Origin of the sequence: Streptomyces sp. NPDC051963, assembly GCF_044593495.1 — a bacterium.
GTDB lineage: Bacteria > Actinomycetota > Actinomycetes > Streptomycetales > Streptomycetaceae > Streptomyces.
Map to the genome: position 1 here is coordinate 74,612 of NZ_JBIUCC010000018.1, position 18,332 is coordinate 92,943.

The following is an 18,332-nucleotide window of genomic DNA, read 5'->3' on the forward strand; positions in this document are numbered from 1 at the left end:
GTGGCCGACTCTCAGCGGCCGGCACAGTGACCGGTTTACCTCCCGGGAGGCTCGGAATTTGCGCTCGGCCCCGCAAGAAAACGGTCACCTGAGTCATCTCAGTACAGTCCATTCGTCGTCGATGTCCTGTGTGGCGGCAGCGCAGCCACGCTCTACGCTCCATGTGCCGTGCGGTGGTCCGGCGCGGATTTCCGCACCGGACCACCGCACGGGTTCCGAGAGACGGACAACTAGCGTCCGTCGAACTCGAGCACCGGGCGCGGCCTGCCCTCGCGATACGCCGCGATGCCACTCTTGAGTCCCTTTTTCCAGTCATCGGATTTCAGGAGCGGCAGGTAGATGTCGGCCACGATGTTGTCGGCCGCAGCGACACCTCCGATGGCCCAACTCCGCAGAAGAGCCTTGTGCGCCCCGTGAGCAAGGGTCGGCCCCTTGGCGATTTTCTCCGCGAAGCGCGTGGCTTCGGGGAGCAGATCGGCTTCGTCGATCAGGCGATTCACGCCGCCATACCGAAGCAGCACCTCGGCCGGGATCTCCTCCGAGGTGAGGGCCCACTCGTAGGCGAGCAGCGGCCCCACTCTCTGAGCGGAGCGGTAGACCCCGCCCAACGCGGTCACCAGGCCGAGCGTCTGCTCAGAGTGACTGAACCGCGCGTGTGTTCCCGCGAAGATGATGTCGGCGCGAAGGACGAGCTCGAACGCACCGCCGTTGCACAGTCCCTGTACGGCAGCGATGACCGGGATCGGAATGTGCTCCAGGCGATTGAACACATAAGCGAACCCTTCCAACTGGGCCGCCCACTCGCCCGGCTGCAGGTGCTCCCAAGGGACGATGTCTCCGCCGTGGCAGAAGTCCGGCCCATCGCCTGCCAGCACCAGTGCCCTGGCACCGCGGCTCACGACCTCGTCGAGGGCATTGTCGAACTCCTCCACCATCGGCCGGTCGAATCGGTTGTCAGGAGGCTTGCGCAGAGTGATCGTTGCCACTCCTGAGTTGACTTCGAGTCCGATGTTATCCATCGTGCAACCTTTCTCTCATCGGAGTGCATTACAGATGTTGAATCGCCGCGCGCCTCGGAGAAGACGCTGAGCGATGCGTTCGGCGAGGAGTCGTCCGTCGCCTTTCGCGTATCCGTATTCACAGTCCCAAACGGTTCAAGGCAAATCAAGAAGATGAAGCCGAAGTATCATTCGGAGATACCGATCGATCGATCGGACGGCGGCCGCTGGATCAGCCCAATTTGATCGATCATGCACCATCGATCAGATCTCGGGGATTCCGGTGCCCTCTGTCTGCGGCTGGGACTAGAAATCCTTCCGTTATTCGCGATCAGACCTGTGCCCTGCCCCCATCGACGAACAGTTCGATCCCCGTGACGAAACTGGAATCGTCCGAGGCCAGGAAAAGCGCCGCCTTGGCCACTTCCTCGGGCCTACCCAGACGGCCCAGCGGAATGGTCGAAATAAGTTTCTCCATGGCGTCTTGAGGCTGCGCCTCCATCAGAGGCGTCACAATTGGCCCCGGACTGAGGACATTGGAGCGGATACCCCGGCCCCTTAGCTCGGAGGTCCACCCGCGGACGAAGTTCCTCAGAGCAGCCTTGCTCGCGCCATAGACAGCAAACGCAGGGGTTCCCTTGGCGCTCGCCACAGAACCCATGAGGATGATGGATCCCCCGTCGTTCAGGAGCGGGAGCGCCTTTTGCACCGTGAAGAGCGTTCCCTTCACATTGATGTCGAATATTTTGTCAAAATGTTCTTCGGTGACATTCTCTAGCGAGACGAATTCACCCAGACCGGCGTTGGCGACAACGACATCGATCCGCCCTTTCACCCTGACGCTCTCGTAAAGACGGTCCAGGTCGGCCAGATCGGATATGTCCCCTTGGACACCGGAGACGTTGCCACCGATCTCCTTCACGGCGTCGTCCAGTTCCTTCTTGCGGCGTCCCGTGATGAAGACGTGAGCACCTTCTGCGACGAAGAGCTTCGCCACAGCAAATCCGATCCCCGTGGTGCCTCCGGTGACAACCGCCACTTTCCCTTGCAACTTACCCATGCTCACTGCTCCCGATGGTGGTAAATGGGATTCTGGGTGACATCAAAGGCCTCATGTCCGATGGGGGCGCCACGACGTTCAACGAACGTGTCGATACCCGACCCCACATTGGCGGCCTACGGAGGGACTGGACTTTCTTCGTCGACAATCACCGCGCCGCAGGCCCCTATGTCGCGGTGCGCCAACGGGCTGCCCGCACTCACCGAATGACATACCGACCGGCCCCTACAGCACAGACCCGATCTGCTCCGATTGCCGCCGCGTCGGCCTCTTGACGTAGCCGGCGAGTGACCGTCTCGCGTCCATCACAATGTCGATTGACATCGTTTCTACCTGGACCACATGACATTGTCAATGTCAATCGACATTGTCATCTCGATCGCTGCCGGTTAGGGTCCACTCGAGGACACGCCAGATGGGAGACGCCCGTGGGGACCACGAAGCAGCAGGTGGCAGAGAACCGGCAAGCGATCGTCACCGCCGCTGACGCCCTGTTCCGCCTGCGCGGCGTCGACGCAGTTGGTCTCAACGAGCTGATGGGCGCCGCCGGACTCACACGCGGCGGCTTCTACAACCACTTCACCTCGAAGGACACGCTCGTCGACACGGTCGTCGCCAATGCCGTGGCGGACGGGATCGCCGCTCTCGACCGGGCCATCGCGACGGCTCGGGCCAGCGGCGGTGATCCGCTCACCCAAAGAATCAGCTGGTACATGTCGCCCGAGCACCGAGCCGACATCGTGCGGGGCTGCCCGGTCGCCGGCTTCGCCGGCGACGCCCGGCGGCTGGGGCCTGCGGCCCGCGGCCGCTACGCCGAGGGACTGGCAGCAACCCTCGACCGTCTGACGGCGACAGTCCGAACCCCCGGCCTCGACGAAGGCGAGCAACGAGCGCGCGCCATCGCACTGTTCAGCGAGATGGTCGGCGCGGTAGTCCTCTCACGAGCCGTCACCGACGTAGACCCCGCCCTCGCCGACGAAATCCTCGAAGGCACCCTCGCGGACCTGTACAGCCGGACCGACGCTACGCCGTAGCAAGTGCCGCACCGCGCTGCGCGTGGCACTCCCGTCCGACCGCGCCGCTCCACCTTCGGGGCTCCCGGCCACCGGGCGGCCCTGACGCGGTTCAGCCGGCCACGCGTACCTGCCGGGCGGCGCCGAGAAAGCGTTCGAGTTCTCCCGCGATGTCAGGGCCGGTGGGTTGGTAGATAATTTCGGTAACACCCTGCTCGGCGTATTCGGAAAGCTGTTCGGCGACGTGTGTCGACGACCCCGTCACCGTGGTGGCGGGAACAGCATTCCAGCCACCGGCGTTCCAGGCGGCGGCGTCGGCCTGATTGAGAGCCACCAGATGCTGGTCGTGTACGGCCAAGTGGCGTTCACGCTCGGGCTGGGCGGTGATGACCTTCAACCACTCCTCGCCGCCCGGCAGCTGCGTGACATCGCCGCCGAACTCGTATGCCGCGTGATAAGCCAAGGAGTGTCCCGGGCCGACGGCGGCGCGTACGCGTGGCGAGTCCAATGGTTCCTGGTCCTGCAGCACGGTGCCGTGGACGGCGAGACTGGCCCAGGAGAATTCGTGCGCGTGACCGGTCTGACCGTTGACACTGAAAAGCCCATCGGCGATCTCATGTGTGACGGCCAGGCCCTTCGGGCCCAGCGCCGAGATCAGCACGGGAATCTCAATGGGTCGGGCGGGCGCGTAGCCATCAGGGTGCAACATCCTGACGAGATGACCGTCCCACTCCACGGTCTCGCCACGCAGCAACCCACGGACGGTCATCACGTAATTCTTCAGGTACGACCACGTGGCCGGGGCGGCACCGATGGCGCGCGCCCCGTTGAATCCGGTTCCGAAGGCGACCGCGGTGCGCCCTGGCGCGAGCGCAGCCAGCATTGCCGCGCCGGAAGCGTTCACCATCGGGTGCCGCAGGCCGGGAACGAGCACGCCGGGGCCCAGACCGATGCGCTCGGTCTGCCGCGCGGCCAATGCGAGCATCGCCCAAATGTCGGGGCTTTGCGCGGGGGTGTCGAACAACCACGCGCGGTGATATCCAAGCGACTCGGCCAGCGCGATGTGATCAGGCGAGTGAATCGACGTTGCGAACTGACAAGAGATGTCCATCGCCGGCTCCTTGGCGTAGAGATTTCATCAGGGTCATATGAGGCACGCTCCCAACGGAGAACGGACCTCGGGATGCTGGGTGTCGCAGACGACCGGAATGCCGACTCGTCGCAGCGACTTCAGCGGCGCCGCCACGTGCAGGAAGCTCCAGCGACCACTACGGGGTGTCCGGTGCTGACCGCCGTCAGACGGCGGTACGGCCTCCGTCGACGGCCAAGACCGCGCCGGTGATGTAGCCGGCCTTCGCGGAGGCCAGGAACACGATGGTGTCGGCGATCTCCGATGCCTCGGCGGCACGGCCCATCAGAGTCGTCCTGCCGGTCGCTGTGGTGCGATCCGATCCGGTCGCACCGGTGTACACCGGTCCGGGGGCGACGGTGTTGACCCGAACCCCGTTGGGCGAGAACTCGGCCGCCCAGGCCCGGGTAAGGGCGGCCAGAGCGGCCTTCGTCGCGCTGTACGCGGCGGCGCCGGCCACGCCGACCGTGCCGACCATGCTGCCCACATTGATGATGCTGCCGACCCCGCGCCGCACCATTCCCGGGGCCAGGGCGGCGACCAGGAGGTAGGCACTGCGGACGTTGGCGTTGAACATGCCGTCGTAGCTGTCGATGTCGAGATCGGGAGTGGGGCCGAACCAGGCGAGGCCGCCGTTGTTGACCAGGACGTCGACCTCTCCGGCCTGCGCGGCCAGTCGTGCCACGTCCTGCGCGTCGCCGAGGTCGGCGGCCACGAACCGCGCCGTGCCGCCCGCCTTCTCGATGATCTCAACGACCTCGGCTCCACGACGCACGTTGCGGCCATGGACGACCACGCAGTACCCCTCCTCGGCGAGCTTCGTCGCCACCGCCCGCCCGATGCCCGACGTCGCCCCTGTCACCAGGGCAACGGCCGGGCGCTTGCCCCGGTCGAGAGTCTCACTCATTGCGACTCCTAGCCGCCGACCGACAGCGTCGGCATAACAGTTAACAGTGTCACTCTAGACAGACCTGTTTGTTCGGTCAAGACAGACCTGTCTGTTCAATCAAAAGTGAGTCATCCCGCCTCGATCCCGGCCGAGTCATCCACTCGCCGACCGCGGCACCCTCATCATCGACGCGGGCACGCCGCGCTCGGCGGGCACCTCGTACACGCGCTGCCGCTCGGCCTCACGGCGGTCTCGCTCGGGCTTGTCGCCGCGATCCCGGGGAAGTCCGCGCGACGACCGGGCGGTCTGGTGTCAGGGGCACCGCGGCTCAGCATCCCATCGCGTCTGCGCGGCGAAGTGCTCCCGGTAGTGTCCATCAGCATGCGAGCTGGGCGGTCAGCGGGCTGTGCCCGTCGCTCGGTCCGTCAGCGGCGGCCGGACTGTTCGGCCTGACCAACCCCCTGGTTTGGTCGGCTTGTCGTCATCCTCCTGAGCGAGACAGGCGCCGTGACCGCCTTCGCGCTGCTCGACAGTCCGCTCCTGTGCGTACTGGCTTTCAGCGCGTCGCTGCTCATCGCGGGCATCGCGCTGACCCTGAATGTTGTGCCGACCCATTCGGTTGTCCCGGCCATCGCGGCACGGTGGTCGACGAAGGCGGCTTCGGCGCCTCCTCACGGGCCACGTTCGGCACACTCGCGCGGATCTCCACGCCCACCGAGCGCGGCGAGCTCTTCGCCGTCGGGTGCCTCACCGCATACCTGGCCTGCACGCTCCCAGTCGCGGGCTTCACCACCACGGCCACGGGCCTGCGCCCGACCACAATCGTTTACGCGATCGTGGTCATCGTCGCGCGTCCTCGGTATGGCCACTCCCGTAGTACAGCCCGCACGGAGGACCTGGCAGTGGGAGCACGTGGCAATCTCCTCTGCGAACGGAAGCGCAGATCCGTCAGAGTCAGCGACGGGCGCCGGTCCGGCCCGAGCGACCCGTCGGCGTCTCCCGCCAGCGGTCTGGACGCTCCGCGGTCAGAGGACTGCGGACTCCTCGCGGTGCGCGCCCGCCACCTCCGGGGCCGTCGCCGCGTCCAGAAGGGCAGCGGCAGCGTTGCGGGCGTAGACCGCGGCGGCTGGATTGCGGTCCAGATTGGCCGCGAGACTGGCACCGTCGAAGAGCAGGTGCAACTGTCGGGCCAGCCCCTGAGGGTCGGCCGCGCCGGCCTGGTCGGCGAGATCGGCGAACAGCGCGTTCGCCCACGTTCGATATTCCCGGCTGGCCTGTTCGATGAGGCCGCCAGCTGGTGCTTCCGCAGTGGCGCTGACGAATGCGCAGCCGCGGAAGCCGGGCTGCTCAAAAAGCTCCCCGATGGCGTCGAAAACGGCGAGCAGTCGCTCACGCGGTGTGTCCTGGCGCTCAACGAGGCGGGTGATCTTCTCGGCCATGCTGACGTGCCGAGACTCCAGGTACGCCTTGACCAGCTCTTCCTTGCTGCCGAAGTTGTTGTAAAGCGTCGCTTTGGCCACACCCGCTTGCTCGATGATTCTGTCGATTCCGACCGTGTGCACGCCCTCTGCGTAGAAGAGCTCGTCTGCGGCGGCCAGAAGACGGTCTCGCGCGGAAACCCTCGGCGTGGTAACGGTGGCGGCCATGACGCCATCCCCTCTCAGATAGACAGTCCGGTCTATTGTACGTCCAGAGCGCTCCCGCAAAAGGGCCCGAATCGACGGGAGAGGGTCCGTGCCATCTCCGCCCCCACCAGGGCCGTTGTTGGAGCGCATCGCTCAGCGCGGTGCACGCGGATCCGGCTTGGGCTTCCGGAGGAAGGCCCCGACACCTCATCGCATTGTTGACTGAGTGGTCCACAAATCCTATAGTGGACCACCCGGTCAACATTCGGATGGGACCGGCCCCGAGCCACAGTCGTTCAAGGAGGGCTCGACATGGCTGAGACGACAGAGGCAGAGAACCAGGCGATCGTCCTCGAAGCATTCGACACACTGTTCAACAGGCGCGACTACGCGAAGGCCGAGAAATACTGGTCCGCCGACTACATCCAGCACAGCGCGCACATCGGCCCCGGTCGTGACGGCCTCTTCGCGCTGGTCAAGAGCCTGCCCGCGGAACTCCGCCACGAAGTAGATCTCGTCATGGCAGACGGCGACATGGTGATCGTGCGCGGACGCTTCACCGGTCACGGTCTTCCCTCCCCCTGGATCGCGGCGGACTTTGTCCGTATGGAAGGCGGGGTCCTCAAGGAGCACTGGGACATCATCGAGGACGAGGCCTCACGCGAAGAATCCATCAGCGGTCTGCCGATGTACGGCGACGCGTTCCCTGAGGACCGATGAAGTGCTGGCAACGATGCGCGTCTTCGTCTCGCCGTCCCCCGACCGAGCGGGGCCGTGAGAAATGGGAAGACTACGATCCTTCAACGAGGACGAGGTGCTGCGGGCGGCCCGTGACCATTTCTGGGACGCCGGCTACGAGGGGACGTCGACCTACGATCTGATGCACGTCATGGGCCTCGGGAAGGGCAGCATCTACAAGGCGTTCGGCAACAAACACGACTTGTACATGCGGGTGTTCTCCGACTACTGCCAGGATCTGGTGTCCCAGGCCCAACAGGCGCTGACCGCCGACACGGCCTCGCCGCGCCGGCGGTTGGAGGAGTACTTGATCTCCCTGGCACACCTCTTCAGCTCGGAGTCACCCCGCCGAGGGTGTTTCCTCACCAATGCGACGACTGACCGGGCCGGCAAGGATCCGGCCGTCGCGGAGCAGTCGAAGCGGGCCTTCGACGGCATCGCCGCGGAAATCGCCTCCGCGTTGCGCGCCGCGCAGGTGGCCGGAGAGGTCGATCCCGAGGCCAGTGCCACGGAGTGGGGTTACCTGTTGCTGAGCGTCATCAGGGGCATCGACACTCTGGCCCGGGCCGGGGTCGAGGAGCCTGTGCTCACCAACACAGCACGCGCGGCACTCGAGATGCTCCCCGCCCGCCGGACGGAGACGCCATGCTGAGAATGCTCGCTGCTCCTCGGCCGAGCGGGGCGGGATGCGGGAGTCCAACCCGCTCCTGAGCGCCTTCTGGCGCACTGACCCCCGGCCTCGGCGGAGGTCCTGCACCCGACGACCCGCTGGTCGAAGCGGTCGAGGCAAGTTCGAAATCATCGCCGCTGGGCAGACCGTGACCATCTCCACCCACGTCCACACCCTGCGCCCGGATCTCACCACGGGTCCGGTCGATAGCGTCGAGTCCGCCCATGTCGTGGTGGCGAGACGCGCCCGCGACCGCAGCGGCCTCGTGGCCGCTTTCCGCACGTGTGCCGGAGCCCACCTCCCGGTCCCGATCCGGCATCCACGACCGGTGTGGAGAACACCTCGCGATAGCGCGCCACAGAGTGACCGCACCCGTGGTCCTCAAGGCATAGCTGCCAACGGCACCTGGCGCCGCGAGATCACCGGCGACATCTACGCGGCCGCGCGTGTCATCGCCACGGTCTGCGCATATTCTTCGAGGTCAAGGATGGCTTTCCGCGTGTCGGACCGTCGCCGAACGAGAGCCGTCGGCACGGACGGAAGGTCGATGTTGAGGTACCGGACGCCGGGATTCGAGTAGTACGGCTCCGATCGAGCGCACATGATCATCACGGCCTCTCCGGTCTCCACCGCCGCCAGGCACTCGCGGACCGTTCTGACGACAGGACCCCTCTGAATCGGGCGACCACTGGGCGTGAAGCGCGGAACGTGGAATGCGGTCCACGGCAAGATCTGCGGATCTTCGGGAACAAAGGGCAGTACCTCTTCGGCAAGTTCCTCCGGGTCGACCAGGAGGCTGCCTTCCAGCCGGTGGCCGGCGGGGACGACCAACTTTCGTCTGTCCATCAGCAAATTGTCGCCGGCGACCAGATCGTCGTGGCCAAGGGGCAGGCGGCAGAACGCAGCATCGACCCGGCCGTCGGAAATAGCTTGAAACTGATCCACGATGGTCAGTTCCACCCATTCGACTGTTATGTCGGGCAGTGCCTCTTTCAGCTTCGCCATCAACGGGAGGGTCAACTCGTAAAGGCCTCCACCAAGAAAGCCTATGCGCAGGACCGTGGATTCTCCTCTGGCCTCGCGCCGGCACTCCTCAAGCGTCTTCCGCAGAGCGGCGGCCGCAGGTTCTGCGCCGAGTTGGAACCTCACTCCCAACGGAGTCAACGCGACTCTGCGGCTGCTGCGGTCGAAAAGCGGCCCGCCGACCTCTCGCTCCAACGACCTGATCGCCTCCGAGACCGACGACTGCGCAAGGAACATGTTTCGGGCCGCGCGGCCGAAGTGAAGCTCGTGTGCCACCTCTAGGAAACAATCGATCTGGCGAATCTCCACGACCGTACTCTTCTCTGAGTATTCATCGATCTGCCTGCTCCGACAGCGCCACTGGGGCCAGTGGGCTTCGTCGCCGCGTTGCACCCACGCCGATTGCGGCTAAGGCAGGCGCGAGTTCGACACCGGGGTCGACGGCATCAGTTCCGCGCCAGTTCACAGGTGCGGGAAACGAGCCTGGGGTCATCCGGGGCCGGTCCCTCGCCATCGGCGGCCGATAGGTACCAGCGCCCGATCGCGGTGCGCCGCAAGCTATGGACATGGGAGCAGCAATCACCGAGACCGATCCAGCCGCGGGCTTCCTGCTCGGGAGCGGACGCAGCTCGCTGCTCCGCGATCCGCTGGGCGGAATCCTGGTCTTCGGCGTCCTCGACGATGTAGAAGTGCGCGACCAACCGATGCGCTTTGTCGAAGAAGCGGAACTCCACCAGCCAGAGGTGACCATCGATTTCCGACTGCCCCCACCCGGCGCGCGCCAGACTGTCCGGATCGACAGCCGGACCGACAGCGCGGCTCGATGGCGCCACGACCTCACCGCTGTAGCGCCCCAACTGGGGAACGAACGTGCTCCCGGCGTCGATTGCGGTGCCGGCCACCGGCGGACGAGCCAGGCGAGGGTTGAGCCTTTCATCAACCATGATCATTCACATCCTGAGTAGACCGGTCTGTCCAGTATGTAACAGGCAGAAGGACCTGTCTAGTGCATGGTGTGTGCCAGGCGTCAAGCTGCGGTCAGGCCGACGTGACAGGTTCACTGAACGGTCGTGGCCACGAAGCCGGAGATCACCTCTGCGACCCGAGCCGGCTGCTCGACATGGGGCCAGTGCCCGCTGGATGCGATCCTTGCGACGGGAACGCCGGGAAAGCGGGGCAGAACCAGATCGTCGAGCAGCGGCCCGGACACGACCGGATCGCCGTCAGCCACGACGATCCGAATCGGAGCCGGAACCCGGGTCGGCTCGGAGCCCACAGGGTGCCCGCCGCTCCAGGCGTCGTAGGTCGCAGCGACCTGGCTGGGCGTCAGGCGCAGGCCCGAATCCAGCAATCGCAGCATCTTGTGTTCCGGCAAGTCCACTGAGAGCTGCGCCCGGATGCCGCGTTGCACCTGCGGCTGTCCGCCGCAGCTGCGCAGCATGTCCGCCATCTCTGACGGCAGACTCACCCCCTGCAGAGGCACCGGAGCGATCAGGACCAGACCGGTGATGCGCTCCGGCCGACGTCCACTCACCAGCTCCGCCACCTGAGTGCCCATGCTTTGACCGACCAGTACAACGTCGCCGGTGACGTCGTCGTCGACGACAGCGGTGACGTGGTCGGCAAAACCATCCAGCGAGACCGCCGGCACGTTGCCGAGCTCCACCGACACGCTCGGCCAAGGAAGTGCGGCTGCGACCTCACCCCATACGTGGCCGTCGTCGAGGAAGCCGTGCACGAAGACGATGGTTGGTTGCCCGGCGTCCACAACGGCAGTGGTCGTGTTTTCGTCGGTCGACGTTGACTGACTCATTGGATCTCCTGGTGCATCAAGACCGTTAAGGATTCCGCTCATGACATAAGCATGTGGTTTACATATCAGTCAACGATCCGGTCGAAGGCCACTGGGACCGCTGCGAAGTCGTTGTCTCGCACTCGGTGCGGCCGCCGTCATGCGAAGGGCGGTTGGCATCACCCGGCTATCCGGTCTCGTTGATCCGGTGTTCCGCGTCCTGCGACGCCTGGCCTCGCAGGACGAACTTCTGGATCTTTCCCGTGGAGGTTTTGGGAAGCGCCCCGAACACCACGTGCTTGGGTGCCTTGAAACGGGCCAGCCGACTTTTCACGTGCTCGATGAGTTCGGCCTCCGTCGCGGCAATGCCACTGTGCAGAGTGACGTACGCGACGGGCACCTCGCCCCAGCGCTCGTCCGGTACGCCGATCACCGCGACCTCCCACACCGCCGGATGCTCAGCGAGCGCCTGCTCCACCTCGACGCTGGCGATGTTCTCTCCGCCGGAGATGATGACGTCCTTGATGCGGTCACGCAGTTCGACATATCCATCGGGATGGATCACTGCCAGGTCGCCGGTGTGGAACCAGCCGTCGGGGGTGGCCTGTCGGGTTGCCACGGGATCCTTGAAGTAGCCGAGCATGACGTTGTTTCCGCGCAACGCGATCTCACCCACCGACGCACCGTCGTGCGCCACATCCGTGCCGTCGACGCCGACGACCCGGACCGTGCAGGAAATCATGTTCCCCACCCCCTGCCGGGCCTTCAACCGGGCCTGCTCCTGGTCGTCGAGACCGTCCCACTCGGGACGCCAGTCGCAGATCATCGCCGGGCCGAACGTCTCGGTCAGTCCGTACAAGTGGGTGACGTCGAAACCCAGGTCCTTCATCCGCCGGAGTATGGCCGGGCTCGGCGGGGCCCCACCGGTCGCCACCCGGACGCCCGAGGTGACCGACTCCGCCTCCGGTGCGTGCGCGATCATCGACAAGACGGTCGGCGCCCCGTTGAGGTGGGTGACGCCCTCGTCGCGGATAAGTCTCCAGACCTCCGCCGGATCGACCTTCGGCAGGCATACGTGCGTGCCGGCCGCCGCGGTGACCGCCCAGGGGAAGCACCAGCCGTTGCAGTGGAACATCGGCAGCGTCCACAGGTGTACCGCCGAGGCGGACAGCGCAGTGTGGCCCACCATGGAGAGCGCCTGCAGATAGGCGCCGCGGTGGTGGTACATGACGCCCTTGGGCCTGCCGGTCGTGCCAGAGGTGTAGTTGATCGACAGCAGGGCGTTCTCGTCCTGGGGGGTGACCGACTCGGGTGCGGCGCCGGAGATCAGCGCCTCGTAGGCTCCGGCGTCGCCCTCCCCCGCTCTGATGCGTCTCGGCGGCGACGTCAGTGCGGCGAGCGCGGTATCGACGAGGTCGTCGAATTCGGGATCGTGGATCAGCACCGCCGACTCGGAGTGCTCCAGGATGTAGGCCACCTCCCGGGCGGACAGCCGGGTGTTCACCGCGACCAGCGGCACCCCTGCCCAGGGCACACCGAAGTGGGCCTCCAACAGGATGTGCGTGTTCGGCGCCAGCACTGCCACCGGCCGGCCGCCGGCCAGCGGAGCGAGCGCTCCCGCCAGCCGGCGGCAGCGTTCGTGCAATTGGGCGTAGGTCCAGCGCTGTTCGCCGTCCACCACCGCCAAGCGGTCGCCGTGCGCGGCCGCGGCACGGTCCAGGAACGAAACCGGCGTGAGCGGATCGAACGAGAGGTCAGCGTTCATCGCTGTGCCTCCTCTCCTCGTGATCAAGGGCGCGACAGACGCCGATGCCGTCTGGGTGCGGTGTCGGCCCGGGGGCCGACGCCTGCTCGTCGGGACCGAGTTTCACGGGTGCCTCCGGAGTGAGTGCGTGACTCAGGTGTCAGTGGCCGGACATTCCGCCGTCGACGGCGAGGGTGCTACCGGTGATGTATGCCGATGCCGGGCTGGCGAGGAAGACGACGGCCGAATCGAGTTCCTGCTGCAGTCCGAGCCTGCGAAGCGGACTGTGCTGCTCGAGGAACCGCGTGAGCTGATCGGCGGGCACTTCCGCGGTCATCTCGCTGGCGAAGTAGCCCGGGGCAAGCGCGTTCACCCGGATTCCCCGCCGGCCGGACCATTGCTGTGCCAGATCCCGGGTCAGGCCGATCAGGCCCGCCTTACTGGCGGCGTACGCGGCCTGCGGTGCGAAGGACTTGATGAGGCCGAGGACACTGGCGATGTTGACGATGCTGGAGCCCGGTTCCATCACCCGGCCGCATGCCTGGGCCGCCCAGTAGGCACCGTGCAGATTGACATCGACGACCCGGCGGAAATCATCGGGGTCTTCCCGCAGCGCCGGGACAGCGCTGCCGATTCCGGCGTTGTTGACCAGTACGTCGACGCGGCCGAACGCCTCGAGGGCGACCCGTACCAGCGCGTCGCACTGCCCGGGGTCGGTGACGTCCGTACGGACGGCGATGCTTCTGCGGCCCGTGCCTTCTACCGCCTCGGCGACGTGATGCAGACGGTCGGTGCGACGGGCGGCGAGCACGACGTCCGCGCCCGCCTCGGCGAGTGCGAGGGCGAAGCCGGCGCCGAGCCCGGAACTGGCCCCGGTGATCACCGCGACTCGGCCGTCCAGCCGGAAGCGGTCCAATACGGTGCCCACGGGCCGTTCTCCGGAGCCGGTCATGTGCGCTCCCGAAGTGCGCGCAGCCCGGCCGCGGCCAGGGGTGCCACCACAGTTCCCACGGTGTCGAAACCACTGCCGAGAGTCAGCCCCTCGCGATGCCGGGCGTGAATACCCTCGGCGATGACCGCGATCTTGAAATAGCCGAGCGAGAGGTAGAAGCCCAGGTTGGCGAGGTCACGTCCGCTCATGGAGGCATAGCGGTCCGCGAGTTCGTGCAGGGCGGGCATACGATTACTCGTCGAAGCCGCCGAGCCGGCCAGCACGGGAGCGAAGGCGGAATCGGTGTAGACCAGATGAAGGCCCAGATCGGCCAGCGGATCGCCGAGTGTCGCCATTTCCCAGTCCAGAACGGCACGCACGTCGGTGGGGTCGTCGTGGGCCAGGATGACGTTGTCGATCCGGAAGTCACCGTGCACGACGGACGCCCCACTCTCGGGCGGGCATGCCAACGCGAGCCGGGCGTGCAGGGTGTCGATGTCGGCGAGATCGCGGGTGCGCACCAGATTCCACTGGGCGTACCACCGTGCGATCTGCCGCGAGAGATAGCCCTCGGGACGCCCGAAGTCGCTGAGCCCGACGTCCTCGGGATCGACGGAGTGCAGGCGGACGAGGACGTCCACCAGAGCGTAGGCGCAGTCGGTGACCGTCTCCTCCGGCAGGGAGTGCAACTGCTCGAGGGTGCGGATGACTGTGCCTTCGACATGCTCGACCACTGAGAAGGGCACGCCGATCACCGACGCTGTGCCGAAGGCCACCGCGTGGGGCACGGGGACGCCGCTGCCGGTGAGAGCGGAGACGACCCGGTATTCGCGCCGCATGTCATGGGCGGACGGGGTGAGCGGACCCAGAGGCGGTCGTCGCAGCACCCAGGAAGTGCGCCCGTCGGTAAGCCGGTACGTCAGGTTGGACCGTCCGCCCTGTATCAGTTCGGCCGACAGGCCGCCGCGGAAGCCGGGCACCCGTTCGTCGAAGAACGTCACGAGAGCGCCCAGATCGAGGCCGTCGTCGACATGCCGCGCGGCGGCGCTCATCGCGAGCCCTTCGCTGCCGCTCCGGCCTCGGACGCCTTTTCGTGCCGGCGTACGACCCGGCGGGCGATCGCCCATCGGTGGGCCTCCGAGGGACCGTCATAGATCCGGAACGGCCGCACCTCGCGGAGGAAGCGTCCCAGCAGCACGTCGCCCGACACGCCGAGGGAACCGCAGATCTGCAAGGAGCGGTCCACCACCCGCCAGACGGCTTCGGCGGTGAAGGTCTTGGCAACAGAAGTCGACTGGGCGCCGGAGCGTCCCCGGTCGAGCTCCCAGCAGGCCTGGATGATCAGGCCACGGGACGCGGCGATGTCGATCTCGCTGTCTGCGATCATCTGCTGGACCATGCCGAGATCGGCCAGCCGCGAGCTGAACAGCTCCCGCTCCGTGGCCCGGGCCACCGCGATGTCCTGAGCGTGGCGTGCGAGACCGAGCCAGCGCATGCAGTGCGTCATCCGGGCCGGTCCGAGCCGCACCTGAGCGTAGCGGAAACCCTCGTCCACCTCCCCCAGAACCGCTTCGTCGGCGACGACACAGCCGTCGAAGAGCAACTCGATGTGCCCGCCGAAGAGGCTTTCGTCGAGGGTCTCGATGTGCCGGACGGTCTTCATTCCCGGGTTGCCCGCGTCGACGAGGAACATGGTCGCGCCGTCGCGGGAGCCCGGCTCACCGGAGGTCCGCGCCATGACGATCGCGAATCCCGCTCCGTCCGCGCCGGTGATGAACCACTTGTGGCCGTCGATGCGCCAGCCGCCCGGAACCCGCTCGGCGCGAGTGGTCAGCGCGGCCGGGTCCGATCCCGCCCCGGGTGCGGGTTCGGTCATCGCGAAACAGGACCGGACCTCGCCGCCGGCGAGCGGGCGCAGGTAGTGCTCCTTCTGCTCGGTGGTCGCAACGGCCTCCAGGAGATGCATGTTGCCCTCGTCGGGGGCGGCGATGTTCAGCGCGAGCGGGCCGAGGAGTGAGTAGCCCGCCTCCTCGAACACCACGGCGCGGCCTCGCATGTCGAGTCCGTGACCGCCGTACTCGGCTGCCACGTGAGGGGCGAATACTCCCGCTCCCTTCGCCGCGCGTTGCAGTTCCTCCCGCACCGTCTCCGATCGGATGACGCCCCGGTGCCGCTCTTCGACGGGTAGAACGTTCTCCCGGATGAAGCGGGAGGTGCGGTCCGCGAGGTCCGCCGCGACCGGGTCCGGGGAGAGATCGACAGCCATAGGTACTCCAGTTGGCTAATGAGTATTAGCCAACCCTAGAACTGCCCAGACAGGATGACAAGGGCAAGAGGTCGATACCGATGTCCATCCTGCTACTGTGAGCTAGCTGGGTCACACCGGTAATTGATCATGAAATTGAGGAGGCGGCGGGCATGGCCCTACCGGGTTCACGGTCTGAGGCCATCCGCGCCGCCGCACTCGACTTGTTCACCAAGCTCGGCTACGGAGCGACCACGATGGCCGACATCGGCGCGGCGGTCGGGATTCGCGGACCGAGCCTGTACAAGCACGTCGCGTCCAAACAGGATCTGCTGGCGCAGATCATGACGGACACCATGGACAACCTTCTGGCTCTGCACCGGGTGGCCATTGAGAGCAGCAGCGACCCCGTCGAGCGGCTGCGCCGCGCCACCGAGGCCCACGTGCGCTACCACGCACGGCACCGCCAGGAGGCCTTCGTCGGGAATCGCGAGATCCGCAGCCTGGCCGATCCCCACCGTACGAAGATCCTGAACCGCCGCGCGGAGTACGAGGCCGGTTTCCGCGTCCTGGTGACGGACGGCGTCGCGGCGGGGCGCTTCAACGTGGCGTCGGTCCGCCTGGCCTCGTACGCGATCCTGGACATGGGTATGGGCGTGGCCGTCTGGTTCCGGGACGACGGCGAGCTCACCGAGGACGCCATAGCCTGGCAGTACGGGGAGTTCGCCCTCAGCATCGTCGGGGCCGCCGGGCGGCCGTGACCGAGGGCAAGGGTCCAAGGCCCAGATCGTCAGGTCGGCACGCCCCTCGTGGACATCGGCCGCACTCCGTGCGCCCTCTGCGGCTATGACGGTCGTATCGGCTCAGTGCCCGTAGGGCTGGAGGCCGCCCACGTGCGCTGGTCGGCCTTTGGCGGACGGACGACGTCGACAACGGGCTGTGCCTGTGCTCCCTGCACCACAATCTCTTCGACAACGGGCGTCCTAGGGCCTGTCTCCTTGGTCATCTGCGAGCCCAGGTGAGGATGGCCGCGAGGTGAAGTGCGGCCTGGAACGCGATCGCGAGTTTGTCTGTGCGCATTGCCAGGCCGCGCCACTGCTTCAGGCGGCTCATGCACCGCTCGACGGCGTTCCGTTCCTTGTAAGCCTCGGTGTCGAAGCCGGGCGGTCGGCCGCCGCGGGAGCCCCGGCGCAGCCGGTGTCGGACCTGGTCCACCGGCTGCGGGATGACCGCCCGAATCTGGCGATCCCGCAAGTGGGAACGGATCGCACGGGAGGAGTACGCGCGATCCGCGATCACCGTGTCCGGCCGGGTACGCGGCCTCTTAGGTCCGGTGCGGGGCACGGCCCGACCGCGGCCTTCCCACACGCGTCTATTCCTCGATGAGGTGTCGTAGCGCTGGGAGCAGGGCTTCGATGTCCTGCCCCGTGCGGAACGCGACGACGGTGGTGCCCCGCCCGTTCTCCACCCGGGACCCAGGCCCCGGGAACAGGGCCAGCACTTCGCGCATCGCTTCGTCGACCTCCCTGACGGAATCGGACGACTCCCCGCGCAGCCATCGGCGCAGCACGTGGTTGTGAGCCGCGACGACGGACGCCGCCATGAGCTCGGCTCGCAGTGACGCCGACTCGGTCGGGTCTCCCATCCAGTCCGCGATGAACTCCCGAAACAGCCGCTGGTACCGGGCCACACTGGCGATTTCCCGGTCACGCAGGGCGGCCACCTTGCTGGTGAGAGCGTAACGGCGGCGTGCGAGATCCCCTTCGTCAATGTAGTGCAGCAGCACCAGGCGGACCGCGTCGGAGACAGCGACCAGGGCGGTGCTGTGGGTGGAGGTCGCCAGCCGGTCCCTGATCAGCTCGAGGAGCCGGTCATGGTCGGGGAAGATGACCGCTTCCTTGGACCGGTAGTGCCGGAAGAACGTCGTGCGCCCCACTCCGGCCCGCTCGGCGATGTCGTCGACGGTGGTGTTCTCGTATCCGCGCTCGTCGAAGAGAGCGAAGGCGGCGTCCGCGAGTCGCATCCGCGCAGGTGGCTTGCTCATGACCGGCCATCCTTCCCCGTCTCGGCCCTCGGAAGCCACTTGCCGAGAATGATGGAACTAAGTACCGTTCTAACGACATCGAGTACCGTGGAGGTTCCGTCGTGGATTCCCCTGCCCTGCGCGGCGTCTGGGGCACGTACCCCCTCACGGCATCTCCCTGGGAGCAGCTGCACCTCACGCTCGGAGCATTTGACGCTTCCCCCCGACCTGCCCCGCCGGCCCCCGCTGTTCGATGCCCGCGCACCTGTCCTCCGCCCGCCCCAGCTTCGGCTGTACCAGCCGGAAGGGATCCATCCAGTGAGCGCCGCGTCCACGGAACCGTCCGCCTTCGACATTCACACCACCGCGGGCAAGCTCGCGGATCTCCAGCGCCGTATCGAGGAAGCGACGCACGCCGGCTCCGCACGCGCCGTCGAAAAGCAGCACGCCAA

At 66.6% G+C, this 18,332-nt stretch carries 17 protein-coding genes and 2 pseudogenes; 5 read left to right on the forward strand and 14 right to left on the reverse strand.

The window, feature by feature from the left end:
• Positions 1–230 precede the first annotated feature (230 nt).
• Together ACIHFB_RS44685 and ACIHFB_RS44690 are read right to left on the reverse strand one after the other, a co-directional pair.
• Entirely contained in the window at positions 231–1,019 is a 789-nt protein-coding gene (locus ACIHFB_RS44685) for an enoyl-CoA hydratase/isomerase family protein (protein ID WP_365288043.1), read from the reverse strand.
• 310 nt (positions 1,020–1,329) lie between these two features.
• Positions 1,330–2,058: a glucose 1-dehydrogenase gene (locus ACIHFB_RS44690; protein ID WP_365288041.1), complete on the reverse strand. Its 729-nt coding sequence runs from the start codon at positions 2,056–2,058 to the stop codon at positions 1,330–1,332.
• Positions 2,059–2,486: 428 nt separating this feature from the next.
• On the opposite strand from ACIHFB_RS44690, the gene ACIHFB_RS44695 reads away from it, so the two are divergent.
• Positions 2,487–3,092 (forward strand): TetR/AcrR family transcriptional regulator, encoded by a 606-nt coding sequence (locus ACIHFB_RS44695; RefSeq protein ID WP_365288039.1) that lies wholly within the window; start codon positions 2,487–2,489, stop codon positions 3,090–3,092.
• 91 nt (positions 3,093–3,183) lie between these two features.
• Here the strand turns inward: ACIHFB_RS44695 and ACIHFB_RS44700 are convergent, their stop codons facing one another.
• The 3 genes from ACIHFB_RS44700 to ACIHFB_RS44710 all read right to left on the reverse strand — a co-directional run bounded on the left by ACIHFB_RS44700 (position 3,184) and on the right by ACIHFB_RS44710 (position 6,735).
• Positions 3,184–4,182, reverse strand: a complete 999-nt coding sequence (locus ACIHFB_RS44700) for an LLM class flavin-dependent oxidoreductase (protein WP_365288037.1) — start codon at positions 4,180–4,182, stop codon at positions 3,184–3,186.
• A 184-nt stretch (positions 4,183–4,366) separates the two neighbouring features.
• Positions 4,367–5,107, reverse strand: coding sequence for an SDR family oxidoreductase (locus tag ACIHFB_RS44705; protein ID WP_365288035.1), 741 nt, complete (start codon positions 5,105–5,107; stop codon positions 4,367–4,369).
• Positions 5,108–6,114: 1,007 nt separating this feature from the next.
• Entirely contained in the window at positions 6,115–6,735 is a 621-nt protein-coding gene (locus ACIHFB_RS44710) for a TetR/AcrR family transcriptional regulator (protein ID WP_400129888.1), read from the reverse strand.
• Between the two features lie 291 nt (positions 6,736–7,026).
• Here ACIHFB_RS44710 and ACIHFB_RS44715 point away from each other — a divergent pair, with 291 nt between their 5' ends.
• Positions 7,027–7,434 (forward strand): nuclear transport factor 2 family protein, encoded by a 408-nt coding sequence (locus tag ACIHFB_RS44715; RefSeq protein WP_365288031.1) that lies wholly within the window; start codon positions 7,027–7,029, stop codon positions 7,432–7,434.
• A gap of 61 nt (positions 7,435–7,495) precedes the next feature.
• The gene (locus tag ACIHFB_RS44720; RefSeq protein WP_365288029.1) at positions 7,496–8,104 is read left to right on the forward strand and encodes a TetR/AcrR family transcriptional regulator; all 609 of its coding nucleotides are present in this window, start codon (positions 7,496–7,498) and stop codon (positions 8,102–8,104) included.
• Positions 8,105–8,554: 450 nt separating this feature from the next.
• On the opposite strand, the gene ACIHFB_RS44725 is transcribed toward ACIHFB_RS44720, so the two are convergent.
• The 7 genes from ACIHFB_RS44725 to ACIHFB_RS44755 all read right to left on the reverse strand — a co-directional run bounded on the left by ACIHFB_RS44725 (position 8,555) and on the right by ACIHFB_RS44755 (position 15,878).
• Positions 8,555–9,454 (reverse strand): LysR family transcriptional regulator, encoded by a 900-nt coding sequence (locus ACIHFB_RS44725; RefSeq protein ID WP_365288027.1) that lies wholly within the window; start codon positions 9,452–9,454, stop codon positions 8,555–8,557.
• Between the two features lie 137 nt (positions 9,455–9,591).
• Positions 9,592–10,095, reverse strand: a complete 504-nt coding sequence (locus ACIHFB_RS44730; RefSeq protein ID WP_365288025.1) for a hypothetical protein — start codon at positions 10,093–10,095, stop codon at positions 9,592–9,594.
• Positions 10,096–10,202: 107 nt separating this feature from the next.
• Positions 10,203–11,000: an alpha/beta hydrolase gene (locus tag ACIHFB_RS44735; RefSeq protein WP_365288023.1), complete on the reverse strand. Its 798-nt coding sequence runs from the start codon at positions 10,998–11,000 to the stop codon at positions 10,203–10,205.
• A 124-nt stretch (positions 11,001–11,124) separates the two neighbouring features.
• The gene (locus ACIHFB_RS44740) at positions 11,125–12,702 is read right to left on the reverse strand and encodes an acyl--CoA ligase family protein (RefSeq protein WP_365288021.1); all 1,578 of its coding nucleotides are present in this window, start codon (positions 12,700–12,702) and stop codon (positions 11,125–11,127) included.
• Between the two features lie 139 nt (positions 12,703–12,841).
• Positions 12,842–13,633, reverse strand: coding sequence for a glucose 1-dehydrogenase (locus ACIHFB_RS44745; protein WP_365288019.1), 792 nt, complete (start codon positions 13,631–13,633; stop codon positions 12,842–12,844).
• A complete protein-coding gene (locus ACIHFB_RS44750) occupies positions 13,630–14,664 on the reverse strand; it encodes a phosphotransferase family protein (RefSeq protein WP_365288017.1) in 1,035 nt (344 codons plus the stop codon). Before ACIHFB_RS44750 ends, ACIHFB_RS44745 begins: the two co-directional genes overlap by 4 nt.
• Positions 14,661–15,878, reverse strand: a complete 1,218-nt coding sequence (locus tag ACIHFB_RS44755) for an acyl-CoA dehydrogenase family protein (RefSeq protein ID WP_365288015.1) — start codon at positions 15,876–15,878, stop codon at positions 14,661–14,663. Before ACIHFB_RS44755 ends, ACIHFB_RS44750 begins: the two co-directional genes overlap by 4 nt.
• Before the next feature lie 152 nt (positions 15,879–16,030).
• On the opposite strand from ACIHFB_RS44755, the gene ACIHFB_RS44760 reads away from it, so the two are divergent.
• Both ACIHFB_RS44760 and ACIHFB_RS44765 read left to right on the forward strand, forming a co-directional pair.
• On the forward strand, positions 16,031–16,618 hold the full coding sequence (locus tag ACIHFB_RS44760) for a TetR/AcrR family transcriptional regulator (protein ID WP_365288013.1): 588 nt from the start codon (positions 16,031–16,033) through the stop codon (positions 16,616–16,618).
• 69 nt (positions 16,619–16,687) lie between these two features.
• Positions 16,688–16,836: pseudogene (locus ACIHFB_RS44765) on the forward strand (HNH endonuclease); the annotation flags it as partial.
• Positions 16,837–16,859: 23 nt separating this feature from the next.
• Here the strand turns inward: ACIHFB_RS44765 and ACIHFB_RS44770 are convergent.
• Positions 16,860–17,201, reverse strand: a pseudogene (locus ACIHFB_RS44770) (transposase); the annotation flags it as partial.
• A gap of 28 nt (positions 17,202–17,229) precedes the next feature.
• On the reverse strand, positions 17,230–17,901 hold the full coding sequence (locus ACIHFB_RS44775) for a TetR family transcriptional regulator (protein WP_365288011.1): 672 nt from the start codon (positions 17,899–17,901) through the stop codon (positions 17,230–17,232).
• Positions 17,902–18,332 lie beyond the last annotated feature (431 nt).